The 11,381-nt window shown below is 74.3% G+C and carries 8 protein-coding genes; 7 read left to right on the top strand and 1 reads right to left on the bottom strand.

Annotated elements, in window-relative coordinates; all coding sequences use genetic code 11:
* Positions 1–43 precede the first annotated feature (43 nt).
* Positions 44–3,175 carry an FAD-binding and (Fe-S)-binding domain-containing protein gene (locus ACFWJB_RS32065; protein WP_386926607.1) on the bottom strand — a complete coding sequence of 1,044 codons (3,132 nt, stop codon included), beginning with the start codon at positions 3,173–3,175 and terminating at the stop codon, positions 44–46.
* A gap of 192 nt (positions 3,176–3,367) precedes the next feature.
* Between ACFWJB_RS32065 and ACFWJB_RS32070 the strand changes: the two genes are divergently transcribed.
* The 7 genes from ACFWJB_RS32070 to ACFWJB_RS32100 all read left to right on the top strand — a co-directional run bounded on the left by ACFWJB_RS32070 (position 3,368) and on the right by ACFWJB_RS32100 (position 11,360).
* Positions 3,368–3,760 carry a cell division protein SepF gene (locus ACFWJB_RS32070; protein ID WP_385468137.1) on the top strand — a complete coding sequence of 131 codons (393 nt, stop codon included), beginning with the start codon at positions 3,368–3,370 and terminating at the stop codon, positions 3,758–3,760.
* Between the two features lie 166 nt (positions 3,761–3,926).
* Positions 3,927–5,108: an ATP-binding protein gene (locus ACFWJB_RS32075; RefSeq protein WP_385468134.1), complete on the top strand. Its 1,182-nt coding sequence runs from the start codon at positions 3,927–3,929 to the stop codon at positions 5,106–5,108.
* Positions 5,105–5,476: a nucleotide pyrophosphohydrolase gene (locus ACFWJB_RS32080; RefSeq protein WP_386926609.1), complete on the top strand. Its 372-nt coding sequence runs from the start codon at positions 5,105–5,107 to the stop codon at positions 5,474–5,476. Before ACFWJB_RS32075 ends, ACFWJB_RS32080 begins: the two co-directional genes overlap by 4 nt.
* 194 nt (positions 5,477–5,670) lie before the next feature.
* On the top strand, positions 5,671–6,141 hold the full coding sequence (locus tag ACFWJB_RS32085; RefSeq protein ID WP_385468128.1) for a DUF6099 family protein: 471 nt from the start codon (positions 5,671–5,673) through the stop codon (positions 6,139–6,141).
* 120 nt (positions 6,142–6,261) lie between these two features.
* Positions 6,262–7,185 (top strand): LLM class F420-dependent oxidoreductase, encoded by a 924-nt coding sequence (locus ACFWJB_RS32090; RefSeq protein ID WP_385468125.1) that lies wholly within the window; start codon positions 6,262–6,264, stop codon positions 7,183–7,185.
* 144 nt (positions 7,186–7,329) lie between these two features.
* Positions 7,330–8,814: a 3' terminal RNA ribose 2'-O-methyltransferase Hen1 gene (locus ACFWJB_RS32095; protein WP_386926611.1), complete on the top strand. Its 1,485-nt coding sequence runs from the start codon at positions 7,330–7,332 to the stop codon at positions 8,812–8,814.
* Positions 8,811–11,360, top strand: coding sequence for a polynucleotide kinase-phosphatase (locus ACFWJB_RS32100; RefSeq protein WP_386926613.1), 2,550 nt, complete (start codon positions 8,811–8,813; stop codon positions 11,358–11,360). Before ACFWJB_RS32095 ends, ACFWJB_RS32100 begins: the two co-directional genes overlap by 4 nt.
* The last annotated feature ends 21 nt before the right edge of the window (positions 11,361–11,381 follow it).

Below are 11,381 nucleotides of genomic sequence, written 5' to 3' on the forward strand. Positions count from 1 at the left end.
CGGGGGAGGGCCCGCGTCTCTCCGGGCGACGGCGCGGTGGCGTTCAGCGGCGCAGCAGCCGGCGGGCCAGCACGGTCGCCGTGCCGGCGGCGGCCAGTCCGGTGACCGCGAGGGCCAGCGCCCGCGCCCGGCGGCCGGGCGGTGCGGGGCGCACGTCCGGTCCGGTGCCGTACGCGCTGCCCGGCACGCCGGTGTCCCCCGCGGAGCCGGGCAGCGCCGAGGCCAGCAGCTCCGCGAGGTGCACGCCCTCGTGCCCGCCGCTGTCGAACTCGTGGATCTGGGTGCGGCAGCTGAAGCCGTCGGCGAGCACGACGGTCGCCTCGTCCTCCTCCCGCAGCCGCGGCAGCAGCACCCGCTCCGCGCAGGCCTCGCTGACGTCCAGATGACCGCGCTCGAAGCCGAAGTTGCCGGCCAGCCCGCAGCAGCCGGAATCCAGCCGCTCGGCGTCCACGCCGGCCCGGCGGAGCAGTTCGCGGTCGGCGTCCCAGCCCATCACCGCGTGCTGGTGGCAGTGCACCTGCGCCAGCGCCTTCGCGGACCGCTCGGGCACCCGCGGCGGCTCGTAGCCGGGGGAGTGCCCGGTCAGCAGCTCCGACAGCGTGACCGTCCGCTCGGCCAGCCGGCGCACGTCCTGGTCGCCGGGGAACAGCTCCGCCGCGTCGGCCCGGAACACGGCCGTGCAGCTCGGCTCCAGGGCCACCACCAGACCGCCCGCCCGCACGTGCGGGGCCAGTTTGCGTACGGTCCGGGCGAGGACCCGCTCCGCCGTGCCGAGCTGCCCGGTGGAGATCCAGGTCAGCCCGCAGCACAGCGGTTCGGCCGGCAGCTCCACCCGCCAGCCCGCGTGCTCCAGCACCCGCACGGCCGCCCGGCCGACGTGCGGGTGGAAGTGGTTGGTGAAGGTGTCCGGCCACAGCAGCACGGTGCCGCGCCGCCCGTCTCCCTCCGGTTCGTGCCCGGCGAACCACTGCTCGAACGTCTGCGCGGCGAACAGCGGCACCTCCCGGTCCGACACCCCCGCGACGGCCACGGCGGCCCGGGACAGGACGGGCGTGTGCGTGAGCGCGTTGACGACCGGTCCGAGCCGGGTGCGGGCCACGACCCGTGCGAGCGCCGGCAGCCAGCCCATCGACCAGTCGGAGCGGGGCCTGCGCCAGGGCCGGCGCGCGTAGTGGTGGGACAGGAACTCCGCCTTGTACGTGGCCATGTCCACGTCCGCCGGACAGTCCTTCCTGCAGCCCTTGCAGGCCAGGCACAGATCGAGGGCGTCCTTGACCGCCTCCGAGCGCCAGCCGTCCCGGACCGCCGCGTCCCCGTGGCCGTCGAGCATCTCGAACAGCAGCCGCGCCCGGCCCCGCGTGGAGTGCTCCTCCTCCCGCGTCACCTGGTACGACGGGCACATCACCGTGCCCTCACTGGTGTGCTGGCGGCACTTGCCGACGCCGACGCACCGGTTGGCGGCCTGGGAGAACGAGCCGCCGTCGTGCGGGAACCGGAAGTGCAGGTCGCGGGGCTCGTAGGGGGCCCAGCCGGCACCGAGCCGCAGGTTCTCGTCGAGTCCGTGGGGCGCCACGACCTTCCCGGGGTTCATCCGGTCCAGCGGGTCGAAGACGGCCTTGAGCCGCCCGAACGCCTCCACCAGCTCGTCGCCGAACATGCGCGGCAGCAGCTCGCCCCGGCTCTGCCCGTCCCCGTGCTCCCCGGACAGCGATCCGCCGAACTCCACGACCAGGTCGGCGGCCCGCTCCATGAACCGGCGGTACGCCGCCACCCCGTCGGCGGTGTACAGGCCGAACGGGATGCGGGTGTGCACACAGCCCTGCCCGAAGTGGCCGTACAGACTGGGTCCGGTGTCGCCGAGGTAGCCGAACTCCTCGAACAGGGCCCGCAGCCGGCGCAGGTAGCCGCCCAGCTTCTCCGGCGCCACCGCCGAGTCCTCCCAGCCCTCGAAGGTGTCGTGCCTGCCCGGGACGTGGGCGGTGGCGCCGAGGCCGGCCTCGCGGACCTGCCACAGGTCCTGCTCGTGCGCGGGGTCGTCCATGAACGCGCAGTCGGCGTCGTGCTCCGAGCGGTGCACCGCCTCCAGCATCCGGTGTGCCCGCGCGTCCGCCTCCTCGGCGGTGTCGGCGCCGAACTGCACCATCAGGAACGCGTTCCCGTCGGGCATCCGGGCCAGCGCCTCCGGGTTGAGGCGCTTGATCCGTTCGTCGCGCACCAGCCGGGCGTCGACGCCCTCCAGGGCGATCGGCTCGTGCGGCAGCAGGTCGGGCACCGCGTCGGCGGCCAGCTCGACGCTGTCGAAGCCCAGCACCACCAGCGTGCGTTCCTTCACCACCGGCACCAGCTCCAGCTCCGCCCGCAGGACGGTGACCAGTGTCGACTCGCTGCCCACCAGCAGTCCGGCCACGTCGAAGCCGTGCTCCGGCAGCAGGGAGTCCAGGTTGTAGCCCGACACCCGGCGCGGGATGTCCGGGAACCGGCGGCGGATCTCGTCGGCGTAGGTGTCGCGCAGGGCCCGCAGCCGCCGGTACACCGTCGCCCGCAGGTCGCCCTGCCGCTCGATGGCGGCGTACTCCTCGTCACCGGTCTCCCCGCACCAGAAGCGGGTGCCGTCGTAGAGCAGCACCTCCAGGCGGGCGATGTTGTCGACGACCTTGCCGTGCGCCTGTGCGGTGGCCCCGCAGGAGTTGTTGCCGATCATGCCGCCGATGGTGCAGTTGGCGTGGGTGGCGGGCTCGGGCCCGAAGCGCAGGCCGTGCGGGGCGAGCCGGCGGTTGAGGTCGTCCAGCACGATGCCGGGCTGGACGACACAGGTGCGCGCGTCGGGGTCCACGGACTCCACGCGGGTGCAGTACTTCGACCAGTCGAGCACCACGCCGGCGTTGGTGCACTGCCCGGCCAGGCTGGTCCCGCCGCCCCGCGACAGCACCGGCGCGCCGAACTCCCGGGCCACTGCCACCGCTTCGGCGCCCGCCTCGGGGGTACGCGGGACGACCACGCCGATCGGCGTCTGCCGGAAGTTCGACGCGTCCGTCGAGTACGCGGCCCGGCTGCCCGCGTCGAACCTGACCTCGCCGTCGACCCGCTCGCGCAGCGCCGCCCGCAGCCCGGCCGTGTCGACCGGTGGCGGCGCTCCGTCCCGGACGACGGGTTCGGGCAGGTCCAGCGCGCCCATGGGCCCTCCTCGGCGAGATGTACGGTGCGACTCACGGCCTGCCGCGGGTACCCCGCCGCACGTCACGGCAACCTCCGGGTGGCGGTGGGCGTCCGGAAGGACGCGGTCCGTGTCGTTGTTGGGCCGAACGGGTGAGTTGACGTAAGAATTGGCTGGTGCACGCATTGAAGGCGAGTGGAATCGGGGGAGCCGGTGAACAGCTACGACGTCACCGATGAACAGTGGGAAGGGCTCGCCCAGGTCGTTCCGTTGCGCGGGCGCGACGCCTGGCCGTCGTCGGTCGGCCATCGCGCGCTGCCGGAGGCGGAGACGGAGGCACGCCGGCGCTTCGTCGTCCTGCGGGTCAACGTCTTCGCGGACGCCCGCGAGGTCGCCGAGACGCTGATGGCCGGCATTCCGGTGCTCCTGGACCTGACCAACGCCGAGACCGAGGTCGCCAAGCGGGTGCTGGACTTCAGCACGGGCGTCGTCTTCGGCCTGGCCAGCGGTATGCACCGGGTCGACCGCAACGTGTTCCTGCTGACACCGGCGGGGACCGAGGTGAACGGCCTGATGGAGGGCGCGGCCGGGGTCCCGGGGATGTGACGGCGGTGGGCCCCCGCACCCTCGGGGGCCCACCGGGCACACCCAGGCCCCGCGCGCCGGAGACGGACGCCCCCGGGGCACGGACACCCCGCTCGCGCCCCTCGATCGTAGGAACGCCGGCCAGGCGGAACGGTTCCGCGTGCGGGCGGCGTCCTACGGTCCGCACATGGCCGTGTCACCCCCGTCGACGGCGTCAGCGTCGACGGCCTCCCCAGCCCCAGCCCCCGCCCCGCCGCACCCGGACCGACCGTGCGTCACGGAGCTGCGGCTGTCCGCCTTCGCCCGGCACCGGCGTGCCCGGATCCCGCTCGCGCCCCTCACCCTGCTCGCCGGGCCCAGCGGCTGCGGCAAGACCAGCGCGCTGCGCGCGTACGAGGCGCTCGCCCGGCTCGGGGGCGGCGCGGAGCTCGGCACGGTCTTCCCCGACCCGGTCGCGTGCGTCCCCGAGCGGGCCCGGCCCGACGCCCAGCGGCGCCGCGGCTTCCGCATCGGCTGCACGGTCGACGGCCCCGAGGGCCCGGTGAGCCTCGACGTGGCCGTGCAGGCGGAGCCCGAACTGCGCATCGTGGGGGAGCGGCTGACGGCCGGCGGACTCGTCCTGCTGGAGACCGCCCTGCGCGACCCCGGCCGGCGCGTCGTGCAGGCCGCCTGGCACACGGCCGGGTCGGCGCCGGTCACCCGCGCCCCGCTGCCCGACGACCGGCTCGGCACCCCGCTGCTCCCGCTGCGCGTGGCCGGCAAGACGGACGGACAGCGCAGGGTGCTCGCGGCGGCCGAGCAGACGGTGGTCGCCCTCCGCTCCGTCTTCGCCTGCGACCCGCGCCCCGCCAGGATGCGCGCGCCCGTGCCCAGCGGTGCCGGACGGCTGCTCGGCGGCTGCGACAACCTCGCCGACGTCCTGTGGCGCACCCGGACCGAGTGCGGCCGGCGGCACGCCCAGTTCGTCGCCGCCGTACGGGCGGGATGCGCGGGCCCGGTCGAGGACGTCCTGGCCGAACCGGCCGCCGGCGGTGCGGTCCGCGCGCTGCTGGACCGGGGCGACGGCATCCGCACCGGGCTCCCGCGCCTCGGCTACGGCGAGCTGCGCTACCTCGCCCTCGCGCTGGTGCTGTTCACCGGTCCCGGCGTGCTGGAGGTCGACCCGGCCGGCGAGGTGCCCGCCGCGCTGCAGACGCTCACCGTCCTCGCCGACGGCCTCGACCGCGGCCTGGACGTGTGCCAGCGCGCCGAACTGCTGCGGCTGGCGGCGCGGATGTGCGACCGCGGGCACATCCGCCTCGTCGGCGCCGTCGCGGACGCCTCGTGGGCGGCGGCACCGGGCGTCACGGTGGTACACCTGGGGCCGTGACCGACCGACCCCACCCCTCACCGGACCTGGCGGCGCTCCAGCGCAGACTGGCCGCGTTCGCCGCCGCGCGGAACTGGCAGCCGTACCACACCCCCAAGAACCTCGTCGCCGCCCTCAGCGTGGAGGCCTCCGAGCTCGTCGAGATCTTCCAGTGGCTGACGCCCGAGCAGTCGGCCCGCGTCATGGACGACCCCGGGTCCGCGCACCGCGTCCGGGACGAGGTCGCCGACGTCCTGGCGTACCTGCTCCAGTTCTGCGAGGTGCTCGGCATCGACCCGCTCGCCGCGCTGGACGCGAAGATCGACCGCAACGAGTCCCGGTTCCCGGCGGCCGGCGGGCACGACCGGCGGGAGGGGCACGGAGGCTGACGCCGGGGTGAAATCGGGGAGTCGCACACTCCGTTATCACTCTCCGCAGTCGAATGCGGGTCCGTATCCTCTTTGTTGTCCGAATATTTCTGCCCAGCTCTGGCTTTTCGCCCCACACGCCTTCACTCTGGGTAGTGGACAGCGAAGTTCGAGTGGACGCGCCGCACGCGCGTCCGGGCAGACGGGGGCAGCGCATGGACGCGGTGCGGCTCATCGTGACGAGTGGGCGGGCCCTGGCCGCCGGCGGCGAGGTGCCGGACATACTGACGGAGGTGTGGCAGGCGCAGGCCCTGGCCCAGGCGATCGGCAGCCGGCTGGCGGTCCACGGACCCCCCGAACTGCGCGGCGAGGCCCTGGGACTGACCGAACTGGCGGGCCGTGGCTGCGGGGTGCTGAGCACCCCGGCCCTGGCGCCGGGCGAACTGCGCGCCGCCCAGCTCACCGAGCTGGGCGACGCCCGCCAGGCACTCATGTGCCTCGGCACGCTGCTCGGCGAGATAGGCATCGCCCTCGTCGGCATCGCCTGCACGGTGGAGGACGAGGGCACGTACTGGCAGTGCATGGAGGCGATCGACGCGGCGGACGAGTCGCGGGACCGGGTCCTGGAGATGCTGCGCAGACTGGCGGACCGGGACGCGGCGGCACCGGCGCGGGAGGCGGGCTGACCGCCTCCCTCGGGACGCGGCGCGCGCCCGTCGCCCGTTCACCCGACGGCGGCCGGGTCCGCGATGTGGCACGCCGGAGCCTGTCCGGAGGACGCCGCCCGAGCAGGCAGGATGGAAGGCATGGAACTCCGTATCTTCACCGAGCCCCAGCAGGGGGCCACCTACGACACCTTGCTCACCGTGGCGAAGGCCACCGAGGACCTCGGCTTCGACGCCTTCTTCCGCAGCGACCACTACCTCGCCATGGGCTCCGCGGACGGCCTCCCCGGTCCCACCGACGCCTGGATCACCCTCGCCGGCCTGGCCCGCGAGACCCGGCGCATCCGGCTCGGCACGCTCATGACGGCCGGCACCTTCCGGCTGCCCGGCGTGCTCGCCATCCAGGTCGCCCAGGTCGACCGGATGTCCGGAGGCCGCGTCGAGCTCGGCCTGGGCGCCGGCTGGTTCGAGGAGGAGCACAAGGCGTACGGCATCCCCTTCCCCAAGGAGAAGTTCGCCCGCCTCGAGGAGCAGCTGGCGATCGTCACCGGCCTGTGGGCCACGGAGGCCGGCAAGACCTTCGACTTCCACGGGAAGTACTACGACCTCACCGAGTCGCCCGCGCTGCCCAAGCCCGCGCAGGCCAAGGTCCCCGTGCTCATCGGCGGCCACGGCGCCACCCGCACCCCGCGGCTGGCCGCGCAGTACGCCGACGAGTTCAACATCCCGTTCGCCTCGATCGAGGACACCGAGCGCCAGTTCGCCCGGGTGCGGGCCGCCGCCGAGCAGGCCGGCCGCGGCGCCGACGCGCTGACCTACTCCAACGCCCTCGTCGTCTGCGTCGGCAAGGACGACGCGGAGGTCGCCCGCCGGGCCGCCGTCATCGGCCGCGAGGTCGACGAGCTGAAGGCCAACGGCCTGGCGGGCTCCCCGGCCGAGGTCGTCGACAAGATCGGCCGCTACGCCGCCGCCGGTGCCCAGCGGATCTACCTCCAGGTCCTCGACCTCGACGACCTGGACCACCTGGAACTGATCTCCTCCCAGGTGCAGACGCAGCTGTCCTGACCTCCCGCGATAAACGAAGGCGCCCCCCGGCCGCCCTGTGCGATGGTGTGACCGTCGTCCTGCCGAGCCCCCAGGATCACCACCCCTGGGGGCTTTCGCGTACGAACGCGCAGTCGTGTCCGCCCAGCCGGAGAGGCCCTCCGCATGTTCCTGACCATCACCACCACCGGCACCCCCGAGCGCCCCGCGACCGACCTCGGCTACCTGCTGCACAAGCATCCCGACAAGGCGCAGACGTTCTCCACCTCCTTCGGCACGGCCCACGTGCTCTACCCCGAGGCGGAGGAACAGCGCTGCACGGCGGCGCTCCTGCTGGAGGTGGACACCGTGGCCCTGGTCCGGCGCGGCAAGGGCAAGGGCCGGGGCGGCGCCCCCGACGCGGCACTCGCGCAGTACGTCAACGACCGCCCCTACGCGGCCTCCTCCCTCCTCGCCGTGGCACTCGGCAACGTCTTCTCCAGCGCCCTGCGCGGTGTGTGCACGGCACGCCCCGAGCGGGTCGCCGAGCCGCTCCCGCTGCACGTCGAGGTGCCCGCACTGCCCGCCCGCGGCGGCCCCGACCTCGTACGGCGCCTGTTCGAGCCGCTCGGCTGGGCGGTGACCGCGGAGCCCGTCCCGCTGGACACCGAGTTCCCCGAGTGGGGCGACTCCCGCTACGTGCGGCTGACGCTCCGGGCGGACACGCTCACCCTGTCCGACGCGCTGCGCCACCTGTACGTCCTCCTCCCGGTGCTGGACGACGCCAAGCACTACTGGGTCGCCCCGGACGAGGTGGACAAGCTGATGCGGGCCGGCGGAGCCTGGCTGTACCACCACCCCGAGGTCCGGCTCATCACCAACCGCTACCTGTCCCGCCGCTGGTCGCTGACGCGCGAGGCGATGGCGCGACTGGAGCTCGTCCGGCTGGCCGAGACCGACGACAGCGAGGTCGGGGAGATCGACAACGCCGTCGCGCAGGAGGTGGCCCCGGAGGCCGAGGAGAAGCCCACCCCGCTCGCCGTGCAGCGCCGCGAGGCGATCCTCGCCGCGCTCCGCGACGCCGCCGCGGCCCGCGTCCTCGACCTCGGCTGCGGCGAGGGCCACCTGGTGCGCGAGCTGCTCACGGACCCGCGCTTCACCGAGATCGCCGGCGTGGACGTGTCCGTGCGTGCGCTCACCATCGCCTCCCGCCGGCTGAAGCTGGACCGCATGGGGGAGCGCCAGGCCGCTCGCGTGCACCTCTTCCAGGGCTCCCTCGCCTACACCGACAAGCGCCTCAAGGGATACGACGCCGCGGTGCTCAGCGAGGTGATCGAGCACCTCGACCTGCCGAGGCTGCCCGCGCTGGAGTACGCCGTCTTCGGCTCGGCCCGCCCCCGCACCGTCGTCGTCACCACGCCGAACGTGGAGTACAACGTGCGCTGGGAGTCCCTCCCGGCCGGCCACGTCCGCCACCGCGACCACCGCTTCGAGTGGACCCGCGAGGAGTTCCGCACCTGGGCGCGGACGGTCGCCGAACGGCACGGCTACGGCGTGGAGTTCCGCCCCGTCGGGCCCGAGGACCCCGAGGTGGGCCCGCCCACCCAGATGGCCGTGTTCACCCTGACCACCGTCCACGAGAAGAACGACAAGGAGGCGAAGGCCGCATGACCACCACCGGCACCACCGCGCGGGACCGCGCCCTGCCCGTCACCGACCTCTCCCTCGTCGTGCTGATCGGCGCCTCCGGCAGCGGCAAGTCCACCTTCGCCCGCCGCCACTTCACGCCCACGGAGGTCATCTCCTCCGACTTCTGCCGGGGACTGGTCGCGGACGACGAGAACGACCAGAGCGCGAGCCGCGACGCCTTCGACGTCCTGCACTACATCGCGGGCAAACGGCTCGCCGCAGGCCGCCGGACCGTCGTGGACGCGACCAACGTGCAGCAGGACGCCCGGCGTCAGCTGATCGACCTGGCCAGGAAGCACGACGTCCTGCCCATCGCCGTCGTCCTCGACGTGCCCGAGCAGGTCTGCGCCGAGCGCAACGCCGGCCGCACCGACCGGGCCGACATGCCCCGCCGGGTCGTCCAGCGCCACACCCGCGAACTCCGCCGCTCCCTGCGCCACCTGGAGCGCGAGGGCTTCCGCAAGGTGCACGTCCTGCGCGGGGTCGAGGAGATCGAGCGCGCCACCGTCGTCACCGAGAAGCGGTACAACGACCTGACCCACCTCACCGGCCCGTTCGACATCGTCGGTGACATCCACGGCTGCGCCGCCGAACTGGAGGCGCTGCTCGGCAAGCTGGGCTACGCGGACGGCGTCCACCCCGAGGGCCGCACCGCCGTGTTCGTCGGCGACCTCGTCGACCGCGGCCCGGACAGCCCCGGCGTGCTGCGCCGCGTGATGTCCATGGTCAAGTCGGGCAACGCGCTGTGCGTGCCCGGCAACCACGAGAACAAGTACGGCCGCCACCTCAAGGGCCGCAAGGTCCAGCACACCCACGGACTCGCCGAGACCGTCGAGCAGATGGACGGCGAGAGCGACGCGTTCCGCGCCGAGGTGCGGGACTTCATCGACGGCCTGGTCAGCCACTACGTCCTCGACGGCGGCCGGCTCGTGGTCTGCCACGCCGGCCTGCCGGAGAAGTACCACGGCCGCACCTCCGGCCGGGTCCGCAGCCACGCCCTGTACGGCGACACCACCGGCGAGACCGACGAGTTCGGCCTGCCGGTGCGCTACCCGTGGGCCGAGGACTACCGCGGCCGCGCCGCCGTCGTCTACGGTCACACCCCCGTCCCCGAGGCCACCTGGCTCAACAACACCATCTGCCTCGACACCGGCGCCGTCTTCGGCGGCAAGCTCACCGCGCTGCGCTGGCCGGAGCGCGAGCTGGTCGACGTACCGGCCGAGCGCGTCTGGTACGAGCCGGCCAGGCCGCTGCGCACCGAGGCACCCGGCGGGCACGACGGCCGGCCGCTGGACCTGGCGGACGTCCGGGGCCGCCGGGCCGTGGAGACCCGGCACGCGGGGCGCGTCACCGTGCGCGAGGAGAACGGTGCGGCGGCCCTGGAGGTCATGAGCCGCTTCGCGACCGACCCGCGGCTGCTGCCGTACCTTCCGCCGACCATGGCGCCGACCGCCACCTCGGAGGTGGACGGCTACCTGGAGCACCCGGAGGAGGCCTTCGCCCAGTACGCGGCCGACGGGGTGGCGCGGGTCGTGTGCGAGGAGAAGCACATGGGCTCGCGGGCCGTCGCCCTGGTGTGCCGCGACGCGGAGGCGGCGCGCCGCCGCTTCGGGGTGGAGGGCCCCACCGGCGCGCTCTACACCCGCACCGGCCGCCCCTTCCTCGACGACGAGTCCCTCACCGAGGGGGTGCTCGGCCGGCTGCGCACGGCGATCGGCGAGGCCGGACTGTGGGACGAGCTGTCCACCGACTGGCTGCTGCTGGACGCCGAGCTGATGCCCTGGTCGCTGAAGGCGTCCGGGCTGCTGCGCTCCCAGTACGCCGCCGTGGGGGCCGCCTCGGGCGCGGTGTTCCCGGGGGCACTGGCCGCCCTGGAGAGCGCCGCGGCGCGCGGTGTCGACGTCTCCGCGCTGCTGGACCGCCAGCGCGCCCGGGCGGCCGACGCCGCCGCGTTCACCGACGCCTACCGGCGCTACTGCTGGCCCACCGACGGCCTGGACGGCGTCCGCCTGGCCCCGTTCCAGGTCCTGGCCGTCCAGGGCCGCAGTCTGGCCGCCCTGCCGCACGACGAGCAGCTCGCCCTCGTCGACCGGCTCGTCGAGCACGACGCCACCGGCCTGCTGCGCACCACCCGGCGGCTCTACGTCGACACCGGCGACCCCGAGTCGGTGCGCGCCGGCACCGACTGGTGGCTGGAGATGACCGGCCGGGGCGGCGAGGGCATGGTCGTCAAGCCCCTGGGTGCGCTGGTGCGCGACGGGAAGGGCCGACTGGTGCAGCCCGGCGTCAAGTGCCGGGGCCGCGAGTACCTGCGGATCGTCTACGGCCCCGAGTACACGCGCCCGGAGAACCTGGCCCGGCTGCGGCAGCGGTTCCTGAACCACAAGCGGTCCCTGGCGGTCCGGGAGTACGCCCTCGGCCTGGAGGCCCTGGACCGGCTGGCGGACGGTGAGCCGCTGTGGCGGGTGCACGAGGCGGTCTTCGGCGTCCTGGCGCTGGAGTCGGAGCCGGTGGACCCGCGGCTGTGAACCCGCTCACCCGCCGCGGCG

Source organism: Streptomyces sp. NPDC127100, from assembly GCF_042724095.1.
In the GTDB taxonomy this organism is placed as follows: domain Bacteria; phylum Actinomycetota; class Actinomycetes; order Streptomycetales; family Streptomycetaceae; genus Streptomyces.

What these genes read in the sequence shown, in the direction of transcription:
- ACFWJB_RS32065 (WP_386926607.1), bottom strand. Translation starts at nt 3,175, where the DNA reads ATGGGCGCGCTGGACCTGCCCGAACCCGTCGTCCGGGACGGAGCGCCG.
- ACFWJB_RS32075 (WP_385468134.1), top strand. Translation starts at nt 3,927, where the DNA reads ATGGCCGTGTCACCCCCGTCGACGGCGTCAGCGTCGACGGCCTCCCCA.
- ACFWJB_RS32085 (WP_385468128.1), top strand. Translation starts at nt 5,671, where the DNA reads ATGGACGCGGTGCGGCTCATCGTGACGAGTGGGCGGGCCCTGGCCGCC.
- ACFWJB_RS32090 (WP_385468125.1), top strand. Translation starts at nt 6,262, where the DNA reads ATGGAACTCCGTATCTTCACCGAGCCCCAGCAGGGGGCCACCTACGAC.
- ACFWJB_RS32095 (WP_386926611.1), top strand. Translation starts at nt 7,330, where the DNA reads ATGTTCCTGACCATCACCACCACCGGCACCCCCGAGCGCCCCGCGACC.
- ACFWJB_RS32100 (WP_386926613.1), top strand. Translation starts at nt 8,811, where the DNA reads ATGACCACCACCGGCACCACCGCGCGGGACCGCGCCCTGCCCGTCACC.